Below are 16,184 nucleotides of genomic sequence, written 5' to 3'. Positions count from 1 at the left end.
CCGCATCCAGCATCCGCTCCTGCACAGCATGTGTTCCCCTTCGCAGGAGGTGCCCCGCCGGAGGTGGGATGATCGACAGACCATGCCTGCGATCCTCGACCACACGACGCTGACCGACGGATCCGATGCGGATGCCGTCTACACGGCGTTCGTCGAATGGGCCGAGTCGACCGGCATCAGCCTCTACCCCGCCCAGGACGAGGCGGTCATCGAGATCGTCTCGGGCAACAACCTGATCCTGTCGACGCCCACCGGCACCGGCAAGTCGCTCGTCGCCGTCGGCGCACATTTCGCCGCGCTCGTCGAGGGGCGCCGCTCGTTCTACACCGCCCCGATCAAGGCGCTCGTGAGCGAGAAGTTCTTCTCCCTCGTCGACGTCTTCGGCGCCTCGAACGTCGGCATGATCACGGGCGACTCCTCGGTCAACCCGGATGCCCCGATCATCTGCTGCACGGCCGAGATCCTCGCGAACCTCGCACTGCGCCAGGGCACGGATGCCGCGGTGCATCAGGTCGTCATGGACGAGTTCCATTTCTATGCCGACCCCGACCGCGGATGGGCCTGGCAGGTACCGCTGCTCGAGCTGCCGCAGGCGCAGTTCATCCTCATGTCGGCCACCCTGGGCGACGTGTCGCAGCTGTCGAGCGACCTCACCCGCAGGACGGGCCGTGACACGGCATCCGTCACCGGCGTCGAGCGCCCGGTTCCGCTGCACTACTTCTATGAGACGACGCCGATCCACGAGACGATCGACGACCTGCTGAGCACGGGCCAGGCGCCGATCTACGTCGTGCACTTCTCGCAGGCCGCTGCGATGGAGCGGGCCCAGGCGCTGTCGAGCACGAAGGTCGCCACGCGTGAGCAGCGCGACGAGATCGCGGCCCTGATCGGCGGTTTCCGCTTCACGACCGCCTTCGGCAAGACCCTCTCCCGGTTCCTCCGCGCCGGCATCGGCGTGCACCATGCCGGGATGCTCCCGAAGTACCGACGCCTGGTCGAGCAGCTCGCCCAGCGAGGTCTGCTGCGCGTGATCTGCGGCACCGACACGCTCGGCGTCGGCATCAACGTCCCGATCCGCACGGTGCTGCTGACCGCTCTGACCAAGTTCGACGGCACCCGGATGCGGCAGCTCAGCGCCCGCGAGTTCCACCAGATCGCCGGGCGGGCGGGCCGCGCGGGCTTCGACACGGCCGGCACGGTCGTCGCCCAGGCTCCGGAGCACGAGAGCGAGAACGTCGCCGCGATCAAGAAGGCCGGCGACGACCCGAAGAAGAAGCGCAAGATCGTGCGCAAGAAGGCTCCCGATGGCTTCGTCTCGTGGGGCGAGCCGTCGTTCCGCAAGCTGATCGACGCCGAGCCCGAGACCCTCACCTCGCACATGCAGATCACGAGCGCCATGATGCTCAACGTGATCGGGCGCGGCGGCGACGTCTTCGGCAACATGCGCGCACTCGTCTACGACAACCACGAACCTCGCAAACGACAGCGCGAACTCGCTCTGCGCGCCATCGGCATCTACCGCACGCTGCTCGAATCGGGCGTCGTCGAGCAGACGGCCGACGGCGAGATCCGCCTGACCGTCGATCTGCAGCCGAACTTCGCCCTGAACCAGCCGCTGTCTCCGTTCGCTCTCGCCGCCTTCGAACTGCTCGACCGCGACCCGGCTGCCGGCACTGGAACCGGGTCGTACGCCCTGGACATGATCTCGATCGTCGAGTCGACGCTCGATGATCCGCGGGCGATCCTCGGACAGCAGGAGTTCCTGGCACGGGGCGAGGCCGTCGCCGTCATGAAGCGCGAGGGCATCGAGTACGACGAGCGCATGGAGCTGCTCGAGGAGATCACATATCCGAAGCCTCTCGACGAGCTGCTGACCGCCGCGTTCGAGACGTTCAGCGCCGCGCAGCCGTGGATCCGCGACTTCGAGCTGCATCCGAAATCCGTCGTCCGCGACATGTACGAGCGAGCCATGTCGTTCGGGGAATATGTCGCGTACTACAAGATCGCACGGTCGGAGGGCGTCGTGCTGCGCTACCTCTCCGACGCCTATCGGGCGGCCTCGCAGACCATCCCCGAAGAGGCGAAGGACGAGGATCTCCGCGACCTGATCGAGTGGTTGGGCGAGCTGGTGCGCCAGGTGGATTCGAGCCTGCTCGACGAGTGGGAGGAGCTGGTCAACGGCGTGCTCCACGGCCCGGACGACGAGCCGATCGTTCCGCCGGCGCCGAAGAGACTGACATCGAACGTCCGCGCCTTCCGCACTCTCGTGCGCAACGAGCTGTTCCGTCGGGTGCAGCTGGCCGCCCGCGAGGACGTCGCCGCCCTCGCCGAACTCGACCCGACCTTCGGTGCCGACGCCTGGTCGGATGCGCTCGACGGATACTTCGCCGATCACGACGAGATCCTCACGGGCGCGAACGCCCGCAGCTCTCAGCTGCTGCTCCTGACCGAGGGTGCGACGGAGTGGACCGTCCGTCAGATCCTCGACGACCCGGCAGGCGACCACGACTGGGGCATCTCGGCCACCGTCGACCTCGCCGCCTCCGACGAAGAGGGCGCGGCCGTGGTCACCGTGACGGGCGTCGACCGCCTCTAGGCGACCCGCTCGAGGCCGACCCTCCGGCGCGCACCGTCACCGCCTGGCACCTCAGCGGCTCGCACGAGGCGCGACACGAGGTCGACGTACGACACATCGGCCGCCGCGAACATGCGCGGCGCCTGCGAGGCCGCGGTGAGCCCCGGCATCGTGTTGACCTCGTTCAGCACCGGGCCCTCGGCGGTGAGGAAGAAGTCCATCCTGGCGACCCCGGCGCATCCGAGGGCGTCGAACATGGTCAGCGCCGCACGCGTGAGCAAGGTCGTCTCGGCCGTCGACAGCTGCGCGGGCACGGTGAATCGCGCGCTGCCGTCGTACTTCGTGGCGGTGTCGAAGAGGCCGGCGGCGTGGATCTCGAGCGGCGGCGCCGCCCAGCGCACGCCACCGGCTTCGCGCAGGACGGCGACATCGATCTCCCTCCCCTGCACGACCTCTTCGATGAGGATGCGGCGGTCGAACCGCGCCGCCTCGCGGAGCGCCGGCCCCAGTTCATGCTCTCCCCGCACGAGCGAGACACCGTAGCTCGAACCGGCCGACACCGGCTTCACCACCACGGGCCCCTCGAACTCGGCATCGCCGCAGTCCGCCGCATCGACGACGCGTCCCCGTGCCGTGCGCAGCCCTGCCGCTTCGGCGACGAGCTTGGTGGCCCACTTGTCCATGCCGATGGCGCCGGCCCGCGGACCCGATCCGACCACGCGCACCCCTGCGAGACCGCACAGTGCCGCGAGTGCTCCGTCCTCTCCCAGGGGTCCATGCACGGCGGGGAATACGACGTCGCAGTCGGCGAGGAGCGGCATCGCGAGAGCGAGGGATCCGGCGGCGGTGGCACCCTCCGAGACGCCCGCCACCTCCCACACGCCCTGCCGCGAGATCGTCACCGTGCTCACGTCGTATCCCCCGAGCCGCAGGGCCTCTGCGACCGCTGCCGCCGAGGCGAGCGACACCTCGTGCTCGGCGTTCTGCCCTCCCCCGATCACCAGCACTCTCATGCGATGGCCCTCTCGACGCGGGAGCCGATGCCCGTCACGACGGTGTGCGGGATGCTCCCCGCCCACCGCGCCCACTCCTGCATACTCGGCACCGCGCCCCCCTCGGGTCCGAAGACCACGGCCGTGGTACCCCTCGGCATCGAGAGATCACCCGTGTCGATCACGATCTGATCCATCGACACGCGACCGACGATCGGGCACCGGATGCCGTCGACCGCCACCCCTGCGCCCGCACCGAGCTCCCGCGGGATGCCGTCGGCATACCCGACCCCGATCACGCTCAGATGCGAGGTGCGCGTCGTCGCATACGCGCCGCCGTAGCCGATCGCGGTGCCCGCCGGCACGACACTGCTGTGCACGACCGATGCCGTCAGCCGCGCCGCCCCCTGCAGCGGCACCGTCTCCGACGGATCGATGCCGACCAGCCCGGCGCCGACCCTGACCATGTCGAAGTGCGTGGCGGCATCCGTCAGCGTCCCGGACGTCGCCGCGAGATGCACGAGCAGAGGACCGAATCCGGCGCGCAGCACGGCATCCCTCGCCTGTCGCATCCGGAGCACAGCGGGCGCGTTCTTCGCCGGGTCGGCGGCGTCGGCGTCTGGCAGGTGCCCCATCACCCCGACGACGTCGATGCGTGCACGACCCGAGTCGCGGCCCGTGCGAGCCACCCGCAGCAGCTCGGCCCAGTCCTCGAGCGGTACGCCGCCCCGCGACATGCCCGTGTCCATGTGCAGATGCACGCGAACGCACCCGTTCGGCAGCGCCGACGCATCCGCGATCAGCTGCCGCAGCTCCTCGACCGAGCCGACAGCCAGATCGACGCGATCCGCGACGACCTGCGCGACGTCGACCCCGGCGGGATTGAGCCAGGCGAGGATCGGCACCTCGACACCCGCCGCACGCAGCGGGGCAGCATCCTCGGCATCCGTGATCCCGAGCCACTCGGCTCCGGCCGCGATCGCCGCGAGAGCGACGGTCACGGCGCCGAGGCCGTAGCCGTCGGCCTTGACGACCGCCATGATGCGGGCGTCCGTGGCCGATCGGATCCGCTCGACGTTCGCTCCGATCGCGTCAGGGATCGTGTGCAATGTCGGCGGGTGAACGCGCGAGAGGGTGAGGCGTGGAGTGGTAAGCGCCGTGGTCATCGCTGCGTCCTGGGATCGGTGGTCGGGTCGTCGTACATCAGCGGGCACCCGTTCGCCGGGGCCGCCGGCCGCAGCTCGAAGTGCCAGCGCTCATTCGCGTAGATCTGGCAGAGGCCGAAGTCCGCGCCGTGGCGTGACAGCCAGTCCTGAGCGGCGAGAGGGCCGAGGTCGACCGCGTCTCCCGATACGTGCTCGGAGTTCTCGGGGGTGGCGACCCAGCGCGCGGCCTCCTCTTCGGAGCCGTACTCGACGACCGCATCCTGACGCAGCACCTGCTGGTAGTCGGCCGACCGCCAGCCGCTGTTCACATGCATCCGCACGCCGTCGTGCTCGGCAGCGGATGCGGCAGCGCGCACGGCGGCGAGCAGGTCGGAGTCGAGATTCGTCACGGCGGGCGTGTCGTCGAACACCGAGACGGCGCCCTCCTCGCGGATCATCCCGTCCGCCTCGCTGAGGGACGACGGCGCGACGGTCGGCACGACGGATGCCGACGCCAGAGACTGCTGACCGATCAGCACGACCGAGACCGTGAGAGCGACGGCGAGCAGGGCGGCACCGATGATCGCGGTGAGGCGTCGCCGTGAGGAGGTGGAGCGAGTGTTCATGTCCTCAGTCAAGAAGGAGGCGTGTTGCGACGACGTATGCGATTTCTCATATGCTCCCGATATGTCCGGGTGCGTAAGCTCTGAGCACATGGGAGCTGTGTCGTGCGTGTGCTGATCGTCGAGGACGAGCCCTATCTCGCGGAGGCTGTGCGAGACGGCCTGAGGCTCGAGGCGATCGCGGCGGACATCGCCGGCGACGGCGACACGGCCCTCGAGCTGCTCAGCATCAACTCCTACGATCTCGCGGTACTCGACCGCGACATCCCCGGCCCGTCGGGAGACGATGTGGCGAGGTCGATCGTGGCCTCGGGCAGCGGCATCCCGATCCTCATGCTCACCGCGGCCGATCGCCTCGACGACAAGGAGTCGGGTTTCGAGATCGGCGCCGACGACTATCTCACCAAGCCCTTCGAGCTGCGCGAGCTCGTGCTGCGCATGCGGGCGCTCGACCGTCGTCGCCACCGCGCCAGGCCGCCCGTGCTCGAAGTCGCAGGGCTGCGTCTCGACCCGTTCCGCCGCGAGGTCTTCCGCGACGGCAAGTACGTGGCCCTGACGCGCAAGCAGTTCGCGGTGCTCGAGGTGCTCGTCGATGCGGGCGGCGGAGTCGTGAGCGCCGAGCAGCTGCTCGAGCGCGCGTGGGATGAGAACGCCGACCCGTTCACGAACGCCGTGCGCATCACGGTCTCGTCGCTGCGCAAGCGACTGGGCGAGCCGTGGCTGATCCTCACCGTCCCCGGCGTCGGCTACCGCATCGGAACGGATGCCGATGGCTGATCCCGTTCGGCCCGTGAGGCGCCGAGGCATGAGCGCCCGCTGGAAGCTCACGCTGAGCTATGCGGGCGTCGTGGTCGTGTCAGGCATCGGTCTGCTCGCGGCCGTCGCCGTATACCTGCTGCGGTATGTACCGGATGCCGCGATCATCGCCGACCGCTTCGTGCCGAACCGCTCGGACCTGATCCGCGCATTCATTCCGGCTGCGATCGTGATGATGCTCGTGCTGCTCGCGATCGGAATCGGCGGCGGATGGATCATCGCCGGACGGATGCTGGCCCCCCTCGACCGCATCGGACGGGCAGCGCAGCTCGCCGCGCAGGGGTCGCTGTCGCACCGGGTCGCCCTCGAGGGACCGCGCGACGAGTTCCGTGATCTGGCCGATGTCTTCGACTCGATGCTCGAGCAGCTCGAGGCGCACATGGGCGAGCAGCAGCGGTTCGCCGCCAACGCCTCGCACGAGCTGCGTACCCCGCTCGCGATCTCGCAGGCGATGCTGGAGGTCGCCCGCAACGACCCCGACCGCGACGTCGACGCGCTGATCGACCGACTGCACGAGGTCAATGCGCGCGCGATCGAGCTGACCGAGGCCCTGCTGATGCTGAGCCGTGCCGAGCGCCGCGCGTTCACCCGCGAGCCGGTCGACCTGTCACTGCTCGCCGAGGAGTCGACCGAGACGCTCCTGCCGTCGGCCGAGCGACGTGGTGTGTCCATCGACGTCGGCGGTGACACCGCGAACGTGCTCGGATCCCCCGCCCTGCTCCAGCAGCTGATCACGAACCTGGTGCACAACGCGATCGTTCACAACCTGCCCGCAGGCGGCACGGTCATCGTGCGGACGCATGTTCTGCCGCAGGCGGTGGCGTTGGTGGTCGAGAACACGGGCGACGTGCTGCCCGCCCATCTCGTCGCCACGCTCGCGGAACCGTTCCAGAGAGGTGCCGACCGCACGCGCGGTGAGGATCACGGCGGTGTCGGCCTGGGCCTCGCCATCGTGCAGCGCATCGCCCAGGCGCATGACGGATCCCTCGTGCTCACCGCTCGGCACGGCGGGGGTCTGAACGTGACGGTGTGGCTGCCGCATCCGTTCCCCCGGCCGCTCGCCTGAGGCGGCGGTCGGTCGTCCGGAGGTCCGGGTCCTGCCCGGAGGTCCGGTTCCTGTGCCGTCTGCAGGACCGAGGCACGGATGCAGGACCAGAAACCGTGTTCTGACCCCGCATCCGTGCCCTGATCCTGCAGACGGGACGCCTGGAGGGGCGGGACCAGACGGGATGCCTGGAGGGGCGGGACCGCTCAGGATGCCGGGTCAGGCGACCTGGTCGCCCCGCAGTGCGGCGAGCTCGCGGCCGTACGTGCGCGCCGACTCCTCGGCGTTCTCCTTGAGCTCGCGGGCGGTGTCGGCGAAGGCGTCGAGAGCGGGGTTCACGCCGACCAGGGTGAACGGACGCTCGACGATGCGCAGGTCGAGGCCCCAGACGTCCTCGAGCACGCGGCGCAGCCATCCGGTGGAGTGGTCCCAGCCCTCCTTGGGCGTTCCGGGGGCGTAGTTGCCGCCGAGCACGGTGACGAGGGTCGCCGGCTTGCCGCGCAATGCGGTGCCCTGCGGGTCGATGCGGGAGTCGGTGTAGGCCAGGTCGAACCAGGTCTTGAAGTGCTGCGAGACGCCGTAGTTGTAGAGCGGCACGGCGAAGAGCAGCGCGTCGGCGCCGATCAGCTCGTCGGCGAAGGTGGTGGCGAGGGCGCGCGCTGCGCGCTGAGCGTCGGTGCGCTCGGCGTCGTCGACGAATCCGCCGGTCACGGCATCCGCCCATGCCGTCGCGGGCACGGGGTCGGCGGCGAGGTCGCGGCGGGTGACCGTGGAGTCCGGGTGCGAGGCGGTCCACTCGGCTTCGACGAGGTCGGCGAGCGAACGGCTGGCGGACGACGCGGGCAGGATGCTGGCATCCAGGCGGAACAGGGACATGAGAAGTGCCTTTCGTTTTTCGTAGTCACTCTGTTTTTCTTAGCGACTCGCGTTAACGTAGCACAGGTATGATGGGCGCATGGCCGAGATCGACGAAGAGCGTCACGTCTGCGACGCCGCCGTCACACTGGCCTTCAGCGTGCTCGGCAAGCGCTGGAACGGCATGATCGTCTCGTCGCTCGGCGGCGGTCCGTCGACGTTCGTCGCGCTGCGCCGCGGGGTGTCCGGCATCAGCGACACCGTGCTCTCCGACCGGCTGGCAGAGCTCGCCGAGGCCGGGCTCGTGGCCCGCGCGGTCGACGCCGGTCCGCCTGTCACGGTCTCGTACTCACTGACCGACAGCGGACGTGGGCTGCTGCCCATCCTCGATCAGCTCGGCACCTGGGCGTCCGAGAACCTCGAGATCCGCGCGCACTGACCGTCGCGTGCGGCCCAGGGTGGCGACCGGCACACCGTTCGCAGGACCGAAGCACGGACGCAGGACCAGATTCCCCGTCCCCTCCTGCAGACGGGATCTCACCCTGCAGACGGCACAGGTCCGGCGGTGCAGTCACGGCAGCCCGCAGCTCAGAGGCCGCCGACTCACCAGGGGCTGGGCTCGTAGTCCTTCAGGAACACGCCGTGAATGTCTTCGCCGGCCTCGCCGCGCACGATCGGGTCGTACACGCGGGCCGCTCCGTCGACGAGGTCGAGTGGGGCGTGGAAGCCCTCCTCGGCCAGGCGCACCTTGGTGAAGTGGGGGCGCTCGTCGGTGATCCAACCGGTGTCGACGGCGGTCATGAGGATGCCGTCGGTCTCGAGCATCTCGCCGGCGCTCGTGCGCGTCAACATGTTCAGCGCCGCCTTGGCCATGTTCGTGTGCGGGTGACCGGGACCCTTGTACCGGCGCGAGAACTGCCCCTCCATCGCCGAGACGTTGACCACGTACTTGCGGTTCGCCGACGAGGCCGCCATCGAGGCGCGCAGGCGACTGATCAACAGGAACGGCGCCGTCGTGTTGGCCAGCTGCACCTCGAGCATCTCGAGCGGATCGACCTGATCGATGGACTGCACCCAGCTGTTCGTGCGGTTGACGTCGGGCACGAGTCCGCCTGCGTCGATGGCGGTGCCGTCGGCGTGCTTCTCGAGCGACGACGAACCGGGGGCCATCGCGAGGCGTGCGAGGTCTTCGGCCGTCAGCGCCTGACCGCCCTGCTCAGCGACGGTGCCGCCGAGCGCCGCGACGGACAGCAGCGGATGCGCATCGACCGAAGCCTGCAGCGCCTGCGGATGCGGATCGGCGGTGTGCCCGAATGTCTCCATCTCGGGCAGCGGTCCGTCGGGAAGCGGCTGCAGCTCGGCATCCGCCAGGAGAGAGTATGACCCCGGTGAGCGGCGCACGGTCTGCGCGGCGTTGTTGATCAGGATGTCGAGCGGTCCCTGAGCCGCGACCGAGTCGGCGAGGCCGATGACCTGAGCGGGGTCGCGCAGGTCGATGCCGACCACGCGCAGGCGGTGCAGCCAGTCGGCCGAGTCCGGCAGCGCCGAGAATCGACGAACCGCGTCGCGGGGGAATCGTGTGGTGATCGTCGTGTGCGCGCCGTCGCGCAGCAGTCGCAGGGCGATGTGCATGCCGATCTTCGCGCGGCCGCCGGTGAGAAGCGCGCGCTTGCCGGTCAGATCGGTGCGGGCGTTTCGCTTGCCGCGACTGAAGCGGGCGCAGTCCGGGCAGAGCTGGTGATAGAACGCATCGACCACCGTGTAGGGCTGCTTGCAGATGTAGCAGTTGCGCGGCTTGAGCAGCTCGCCGGCGATCGGGGCGTCGACGACGCTGGTCGCGAGGTCGTGCCCGCGGGTCTCGTCGTCGATGCGGTCGGGAGCGCCGGTCGCCGTGCGGGCGACGACCGCCTTGTCGGCGTCGGCGATCGCGTCGCGGATCTCCTTGCGACGCACGCGCTTGACCGCCTTGAACATCGCGGCCGTCGCATGACGCACGGCCACGAAGTCGGGGTGCTCGTTGTCGATCTGGTGCAGCTCCGACAGGACTCGCAGCGTGGTGGCGAGATCCTCGGGGTCGATACCGGCACCCAGGTCGGAGGCGGCGTCGGGTGCATCGGTCATTGTGCCGATTTTACGCGACTCCTCGGGGTGTCTTCCTGGGAGCGCGGGCGGGGCGCCGGGGCTCGACCTCCACAACTCCGGAGACGCGCGCACCACCGGGGTCGCGCTCCCCGGAACGGCGCACAACGGGGAACGAGAGCCACGTGGATCTCCGGAGTTGTGGAGCGGTACCTCGCGCCGGTCAGTGGCCGGCGGCGCCGACCACGACGAACTCGCCGGGCACGACGTCGAGCGTCGCCTCGGCCGCGACCTCGCCGGTGTGCAGATCGACGGCGACGATGCGGTTCTCTGCCGGCTCGGTCACGTAGGCGACGTCGCCGACCACGCGGAGTCCCGGGTGCGGCTGCTGCCATTCGTCGGGGCTCTCCCACGGCTCGATGACATCCCACGAGTCGACCACCGCGCCGGTCTCGTCGAGCACGTTCAGGGTGCCGTCGGATGCGAGCACGATGATGTTGTCGTGCCCGTCGCGGCCGACTCCGCGCCACGTGTACTCGACGCCCTCCGGGAGGTCGACCACCGACAGGCTCTGCGCGTCGGTGTCGACGAGCGCGAGCTGCGACAGCAGGTAGCCCTCCTGATCGGGGTCGGACTTGTAGTCCAGGGCGGCGATCGCACTCGTCTCGGTCACGTACGCGTTGCCCGAGCGACCGAAGTCGTCAGGCGCCTCGAGCTTGGTGAACGCTCCGTCGGCGAACACCAGCACGCCGTCTTCGCAGCCGAACACGATGGTCTCGCCCTTGAGCGCGCCTTCGCCGTGCACCCCGGGGCACTGCTCGTTGCGGGCGAGCTCGCCGCCGTCCTCCGCGAGCAGGCGGGCGCCGCTGCGCGACTCCGACGTGCCGATGGTCGACAGCAGCGTGCCGTCGGACAGCTCGATCGCGACTCCGTGATGAGCGGCCTCCGATGCGACCGTCCGCGAGTCCGGCAGCGCGCCGGTGCCGACGGCATCCGTGTCGAAGAGCGTCACGTCTCCGGTGCCGTCGTCGAACAGAGCGGTGCGCCCGGCATGCGGGGTGGCGTGACCCGGGGTGACGGCGTCGAAGATCTCGCCGGTGAACTCCACGGTGTCCGAGGCGAGGCCGGTGTCGAGCACGTGGAATCCGTCGGCCGCGGTGACGAAGACGTGTCCGTCGTGATCGCCGGCCGGGTTGACGCGCAGGAAGCCGTCCAGCTCGGCGGAGTCGACGGCCTCGAGGGTCTCGCCGTCGAGCACGGTGATGCCGCCGTCATAGGCGATCGCGACTCTGGTGTCGCCTTCGTGGTCCGACGACGACTCGGACTCTCCGGATGCCGAGGGCGCGGCGGTCGCGCATCCGGCGAGCGCGACCACGGCGAGCGTGGCGATCGCGCCGGCCGCGAGGCGGCTGCGGGCGGGTCGATGCATGGGTGTCTCCTTCTTCTGGGGGTGCGCGGGTGCGCGTGACGACGGATGCCGTCGATGAGTCCGGTGTCAGCCGACGAGCTGGAGGTACTGCGGATCGAGGCCGTCGAAAGTGCGGGTGACGGTGCCGTCGCCGTGGTCGATCTCGTGCACCGCGCCTGTGGCCGGGTCGGAGACGTACGCGTGATCGGCGTCGATGACGAGGTGCACGAGGTCGCGCAGGGCGGGGTCCGCGACGGATGCGGCGAGCAGGGCGCTCGTGCGCACGAGTTCCGAGCCGTCGGCGGCCAGCACCCGCACGGTGCCGTCCGCCGCGATCACGACGGTGCGGCTGTCGTCGTCGCCGATGGCCGCGGCGCGCAGCAGCGGGGTGTCCGTGGCGAACAGCATCCATTCGCGGGCCCGGGAGTCGAGCAGCCAGGCACCTCTGTCGCCGGCGACGCCTGCGAGATCCGGTCGGTCCGCGCGTCCGGCGAGAACCGGTGCCGCGACGGCGCCCGCGGGGTAGGGGATCGACTCGGTGACGAGCGCACCGCCGACTTGGCGGGTCACGAGCACGGCACCGGCGTCGCACGCGAAGACGGCGCCGACACGGGTGAGGTCGACGTCGGTCGCGTTCGTGCAGGGCACGGTGATGCCGGTCGCGGTGCCTTCCGCGTCGAGGATCTCGATCGTCTCGTCGGTGGCGGCGAGGAGGTGCCCGGAGAACGGGATGACGGGTCCGGCCGGGTCGACGGGGAGTGTGAGGTGAGGCGCGTCGTCGAGATCGGCGAGCTTCTCGTGGTCGATGAGGGCGACGTCGCTGCCGAAGCGGATGGCGGTCGCACTGTCACCGACTCGGATGTCGACAGGGCCCTCTCCATCGATGGTTCCGAGCACCCCCGCGTCGCCGAAGAAGGAGTGCGAGTGGTCGCCGTGCGGCACCGTCCAGCGGCCGGAGTCGATCACCTCGACGACCGTGCGGTCTCCCTCGACATGGGTCACGTGGGCGAAGCGGCCGACGCCGAGCACGGCATCCGCATCCGCGTCCTCCTCTGCGAGCGTCGAGCGTTCTTCGGTCTCGAGGTCGAGCAGGGTCAGCTCGCCGTCCGCGTCGGCGACGACGAGCGCGAGAGCCGGCGATGCGACCTCGGCCGCTCCCCCGCCGTCGACCCCGTCGTTCGGCGGAATGCTCGCGCTCGATGCAGGAGCCGGGGCATCGGATGCTGCGCATGAGGTCACCGTCAGGGTGGCCGCGAGCAACGACACGAACAGGAGAGTGCGGCCGGCGCGGGGAGAGGGGGTCACAGAACCCCACTTTATTGATAACGATTCTCAGTATCAAGTCGGGGCCATTTCCCGTCATGTCGTGTCGTTCCGACACCGTTCGTGTGCGCCGGCTCGGTGACACATGCTTCCCTCGGCCAGAGGCCCGGAATCCGGCCGATGCAGGCGCATCCGGCCGACCGAGGCGCACGTACGGCGACTCCGCACGGCCCCGCCAGCCCTCGCCCGAACGTCGGACCCCCGGCGTAGGGTCTGAACATGAGCAGCCACACCGAGATCCCCGGAGTCGTCCCGTCCTACCTGCTCGCGCGCCTGGCCGAGTCGGGCCGCTATCCCCGTGCGGCCGCCGCCGCACGGCAGACACTGACGGCGGGCAGACCGCCGTTCCGTGCGCGCATCGATCTGTCGATCGACGAGAACGGAGACCTGGTCGCCGAGCTGTCGGACGCGCCGAACCGCACGATCAGCGACGCCGGCAACACCCAGAACCTCCCCGGGGCGATCGTCCGCGCCGAAGACGACGAGCCGGTGGCCGACACGTCGGTCAACGAGGCGTTCGACGGACTCGGGGCGACGTTCGAGATGCTGCTCTCCGCCTTCGGGCGCAACTCGCTCAACGACGCCGGCGCCCCTCTCGACGCCACCGTGCACTACGGCATCGACTACGACAACGCCTTCTGGGACGGCGAGCGCATGGTGTTCGGCGACGGCGACGGCGAGGTGTTCGTCGGCTTCACCTCATCGACCACCGTGATCGGCCACGAACTCGCGCACGGTGTGGTGCAGTACACCGCGAACCTCGAGTACCAAGGTCAGCCCGGCGCGCTGAACGAGTCGATCGCCGATGTCTTCGGCGCGCTCACTGAGCAGTACCTCCTCGGGCAGACCGCCGCAGATGCCACCTGGCTCATCGGGGCGGAGATCTTCACGGATGCCGTGCAGGGCAGTGCACTGCGGTCGATGATCGCCCCGGGCACGGCCTACGACGACGACGAGCTCGGCAAAGACCCGCAGCCCGATCACATGAGCGGATTCGTGCGCACGACAGAAGACAACGGCGGCGTGCACATCAACTCGGGCATCCCCAACCGGGCCTTCGCCCTCTTCGCGATCGACCTCGGCGGCAACGCCTGGGAGACCGCCGGAACGGTCTGGTACCGCGCGCTCACCGGCGGCCTGTCGAGCACTGCGAGTTTCACGGAGTTCGCCGACGCGACCCTCGCCGCGGCATCCGCCATCGACGACGCGACTGCCGCAGCCGCTCGACGTGCGTGGGCGACCGTGGGAGTCTATGAGGATGAGCGAGTCCCCAGAGTCGAGTGACGCGCCGGTCGTCATCGCGGTGGTGCGGACGGGCGGCATCGCCGGCATCCGTCGCAAGTGGCGGGTGGAACCAGACCCGACCGAGACGCACCACTGGATCGCGATGATCGACAGCTGCCCGTGGGATGCCGACAGCGATGCCGATCCTGGCGCAGACCGCTTCGTGTGGCTGATCCGCGTGCGCACACCGTCGGAGGAACGCGAACGCGAGCTCCCCGACTCCGCACTCGACGGGCCGTGGCGAGAACTCGTCGATGCGGTGCGCGAGGCCGCGGCCTGACCGAACGATCCACAGACGACGAGAGGCACAACCCCGTGACGACCGAAGAGGCCGCCCGACTGCTGCAGCTGGCCCGAGACGCCTACGACCGCGGTGACGCGCTGCTGCACCTCAACGTCGAGGTCAGCCGACTCACCGGCGAGGCCTCGACCTGGGGATCTGCGCAGAACGGATTCATGAGCGATGACAGCATCGGCTATTTCCTGAGCGAGGTCGAACGCGTGGGCTGGCGGCTCGATCACACGGGGTACACGTTCGTCGAGTCCGGGGCGACCACCTCGGCGCGCATGCTCAGCACCGGCACCGGCGTCGTCAATCACGGCGCTGTCGAGGGGTACTTCACTTTCCGCCGCCGCCAGCCGGCTGAGGCCTGACCCGATCAATCCGGTGTGAATCCGACCGCCCCTTCGCGAGGCGGGTCGAGAATGGGACCCATGGGACTTTTCCAGCAGCGCGCCGATGACGAAGAGAATCAGTGGACTCTGCCCTCCGAGCCGCTCGAGCGGTCGGAGACCGAGGTGCTCGACGCCGCGCCGGCGGTCGACCCGCTGGCCATAGGACTCGGCCTCGGTGCCGGCGCATCGATCAGCTCCGTCGCCTTCCCCGTCGCCCCGCCCGCTCCCGCGGCGTTCTCGATCGAAGATCGCGAGCCCGAAGACCGCGAGCCCGAAGACCGCGAGCCCGAAGGCTGACCCGCCTTCTCAGTCCGCGAGCTGCGGGGCACCCAGGTCGACTCGCGTCCGGGGAAGTGCCTCGGGATGCTCACGCTGCAGCCAGCCGATCATCTTCTCCCGTACCTCGCAGCGCAGTGTCCACTGATCGCCCGAGTCCTTGGCCGACATCACCAGGCGCACCGTGACGTAACCGCCCTGTGCCTCCGTCACCGCGGAGTCGTAGGAACGGCCGTCCCAGGCGCGTGACGCCTCGACGATGCGCTGGAACTCCTGCCGCAGCTCATCCATCGGCACTCGCCAGTCGAGATCGAGGTAGACCGTGCCGAGGATCTTGTCGGAACGTCGCGTCCAGGTCTCGATCGGTGTCGTCGTGAAGTAGCTGCACGGAATGACCAGGCGGCGCTCGTCCCAGATGTAGACGACCACGTAGGACAGGTTGATCTCGCCGACCCGCCCCCATTCGCCTTCGACGACGACCACGTCGCCGACTCGGATCGCATCGGTGAAAGCGACCTGCACCCCTGCGATGAGGTTGCCGAGGATCGACTGCGCAGCGAGTCCGGCGATGATGCTGACGATGCCGGCCGAGGCCAGCAGGCTCGTGCCGACGGCCCTCATCTCGGGGAAGCTGAAGAGCACGGCGCCCAGAGACAGCACGGCGATCGTGACGAGGACGAGCCGGTGGATGACGAGGAGCTGCGTGCGACGGCGGCGGGCCTCCGGACCGACGAGCAGCGTCTCCTCTCTGGCCATCAATCGCTCGAAGCCGAACGAGATCGATGCGCCGAGCAACCACGAGCCGGTGAGGATCGTGGCGATCAGGAACAGCCGGGACACCACCGGCCACCATTCCTGTGTCGCCGGCTCTGAGATCGCACCCGCGATCCAGATCGCGACCACAGCGGTCGTCGCGATCATCGCGTTGCGCACGCGTCTGGCGAGATCGCGCACCCATGGCACGCGACGGCTGATCAGCGAGGCGGCGAGCGCCAGCACCGCGAGTGCGGCGGCAGAGATCACCGTGAGGATGGCGATCGACGCGGCGGTGCCGACCCAGGAATCCCAGGAGAAGTCGGTAGGCATCG

Annotated in this window: 16 protein-coding genes; 8 read left to right on the top strand and 8 right to left on the bottom strand. The window is 69.5% G+C overall.

Annotated features, from left to right (window positions below; all coding sequences use genetic code 11):
* The first annotated feature begins 82 nt into the window (after positions 1 to 82).
* Positions 83 to 2,596 (top strand): DEAD/DEAH box helicase, encoded by a 2,514-nt coding sequence (locus tag QRN21_RS09080; RefSeq protein WP_285363751.1) that lies wholly within the window; start codon positions 83 to 85, stop codon positions 2,594 to 2,596.
* Here QRN21_RS09080 and QRN21_RS09075 read toward each other — a convergent pair.
* Genes QRN21_RS09075 through QRN21_RS09065 form a run of 3 tightly spaced genes read right to left on the bottom strand, consistent with a single transcriptional unit; the run spans position 2,593 to position 5,338 of the window.
* On the bottom strand, positions 2,593 to 3,588 hold the full coding sequence (locus tag QRN21_RS09075) for a D-alanine--D-alanine ligase family protein (protein ID WP_285363750.1): 996 nt from the start codon (positions 3,586 to 3,588) through the stop codon (positions 2,593 to 2,595). The genes QRN21_RS09080 and QRN21_RS09075 overlap by 4 nt on opposite strands.
* Complete coding sequence (alr, locus tag QRN21_RS09070) at positions 3,585 to 4,733, bottom strand: alanine racemase (RefSeq protein ID WP_285363749.1); 1,149 nt, start codon at positions 4,731 to 4,733, stop codon at positions 3,585 to 3,587. Before alr ends, QRN21_RS09075 begins: the two co-directional genes overlap by 4 nt.
* Positions 4,730 to 5,338 (bottom strand): M15 family metallopeptidase, encoded by a 609-nt coding sequence (locus QRN21_RS09065; RefSeq protein ID WP_285363748.1) that lies wholly within the window; start codon positions 5,336 to 5,338, stop codon positions 4,730 to 4,732. The genes alr and QRN21_RS09065 overlap by 4 nt, the downstream gene beginning before the upstream one ends.
* 102 nt (positions 5,339 to 5,440) lie before the next feature.
* On the opposite strand from QRN21_RS09065, the gene QRN21_RS09060 reads away from it, so the two are divergent.
* Together QRN21_RS09060 and QRN21_RS09055 are read left to right on the top strand one after the other, a co-directional pair.
* A complete protein-coding gene (locus tag QRN21_RS09060; protein WP_285363747.1) occupies positions 5,441 to 6,112 on the top strand; it encodes a response regulator transcription factor in 672 nt (223 codons plus the stop codon).
* A 28-nt stretch (positions 6,113 to 6,140) separates the two neighbouring features.
* Positions 6,141 to 7,217 carry a sensor histidine kinase gene (locus QRN21_RS09055; RefSeq protein ID WP_053098513.1) on the top strand — a complete coding sequence of 359 codons (1,077 nt, stop codon included), beginning with the start codon at positions 6,141 to 6,143 and terminating at the stop codon, positions 7,215 to 7,217.
* 198 nt (positions 7,218 to 7,415) lie between these two features.
* Here the strand turns inward: QRN21_RS09055 and QRN21_RS09050 are convergent, their stop codons facing one another.
* Positions 7,416 to 8,072, bottom strand: coding sequence for an FMN-dependent NADH-azoreductase (locus tag QRN21_RS09050; RefSeq protein ID WP_187248984.1), 657 nt, complete (start codon positions 8,070 to 8,072; stop codon positions 7,416 to 7,418).
* A 79-nt stretch (positions 8,073 to 8,151) separates the two neighbouring features.
* Here QRN21_RS09050 and QRN21_RS09045 point away from each other — a divergent pair, with 79 nt between their 5' ends.
* Entirely contained in the window at positions 8,152 to 8,490 is a 339-nt protein-coding gene (locus QRN21_RS09045) for a winged helix-turn-helix transcriptional regulator (RefSeq protein ID WP_053098511.1), read from the top strand.
* Between the two features lie 164 nt (positions 8,491 to 8,654).
* On the opposite strand, the gene QRN21_RS09040 is transcribed toward QRN21_RS09045, so the two are convergent.
* From QRN21_RS09040 to QRN21_RS09030, 3 genes are all read right to left on the bottom strand, one after another.
* Complete coding sequence (locus tag QRN21_RS09040; protein WP_285363745.1) at positions 8,655 to 10,172, bottom strand: SDR family NAD(P)-dependent oxidoreductase; 1,518 nt, start codon at positions 10,170 to 10,172, stop codon at positions 8,655 to 8,657.
* Positions 10,173 to 10,353: 181 nt separating this feature from the next.
* A complete protein-coding gene (locus QRN21_RS09035; protein ID WP_285363744.1) occupies positions 10,354 to 11,559 on the bottom strand; it encodes a hypothetical protein in 1,206 nt (401 codons plus the stop codon).
* Positions 11,560 to 11,625: 66 nt separating this feature from the next.
* On the bottom strand, positions 11,626 to 12,843 hold the full coding sequence (locus QRN21_RS09030; RefSeq protein WP_285363743.1) for a hypothetical protein: 1,218 nt from the start codon (positions 12,841 to 12,843) through the stop codon (positions 11,626 to 11,628).
* A gap of 237 nt (positions 12,844 to 13,080) precedes the next feature.
* On the opposite strand from QRN21_RS09030, the gene QRN21_RS09025 reads away from it, so the two are divergent.
* From QRN21_RS09025 to QRN21_RS09010, 4 genes are read left to right on the top strand one after another with little or no spacing between them, the layout of a single operon-like run.
* A complete protein-coding gene (locus QRN21_RS09025; RefSeq protein WP_187248988.1) occupies positions 13,081 to 14,145 on the top strand; it encodes a M4 family metallopeptidase in 1,065 nt (354 codons plus the stop codon).
* Positions 14,120 to 14,425, top strand: coding sequence for a protealysin inhibitor emfourin (locus QRN21_RS09020; protein ID WP_056276288.1), 306 nt, complete (start codon positions 14,120 to 14,122; stop codon positions 14,423 to 14,425). Before QRN21_RS09025 ends, QRN21_RS09020 begins: the two co-directional genes overlap by 26 nt.
* A gap of 35 nt (positions 14,426 to 14,460) precedes the next feature.
* Positions 14,461 to 14,799, top strand: a complete 339-nt coding sequence (locus QRN21_RS09015; protein ID WP_056276285.1) for a hypothetical protein — start codon at positions 14,461 to 14,463, stop codon at positions 14,797 to 14,799.
* A gap of 60 nt (positions 14,800 to 14,859) precedes the next feature.
* The gene (locus QRN21_RS09010) at positions 14,860 to 15,117 is read left to right on the top strand and encodes a hypothetical protein (protein ID WP_285363741.1); all 258 of its coding nucleotides are present in this window, start codon (positions 14,860 to 14,862) and stop codon (positions 15,115 to 15,117) included.
* 9 nt (positions 15,118 to 15,126) lie between these two features.
* Here the strand turns inward: QRN21_RS09010 and QRN21_RS09005 are convergent, their stop codons facing one another.
* Entirely contained in the window at positions 15,127 to 16,182 is a 1,056-nt protein-coding gene (locus QRN21_RS09005) for a mechanosensitive ion channel family protein (RefSeq protein ID WP_285363740.1), read from the bottom strand.
* Positions 16,183 to 16,184: the final 2 nt, after the last annotated feature.

Source organism: Microbacterium sp. LMC-P-041 (assembly GCF_030209555.1).
Taxonomy (GTDB): domain Bacteria; phylum Actinomycetota; class Actinomycetes; order Actinomycetales; family Microbacteriaceae; genus Microbacterium.
The sequence above is the reverse complement of the archived record's forward strand: the minus strand, read 5'-3'. Positions and strand labels throughout refer to the sequence as shown.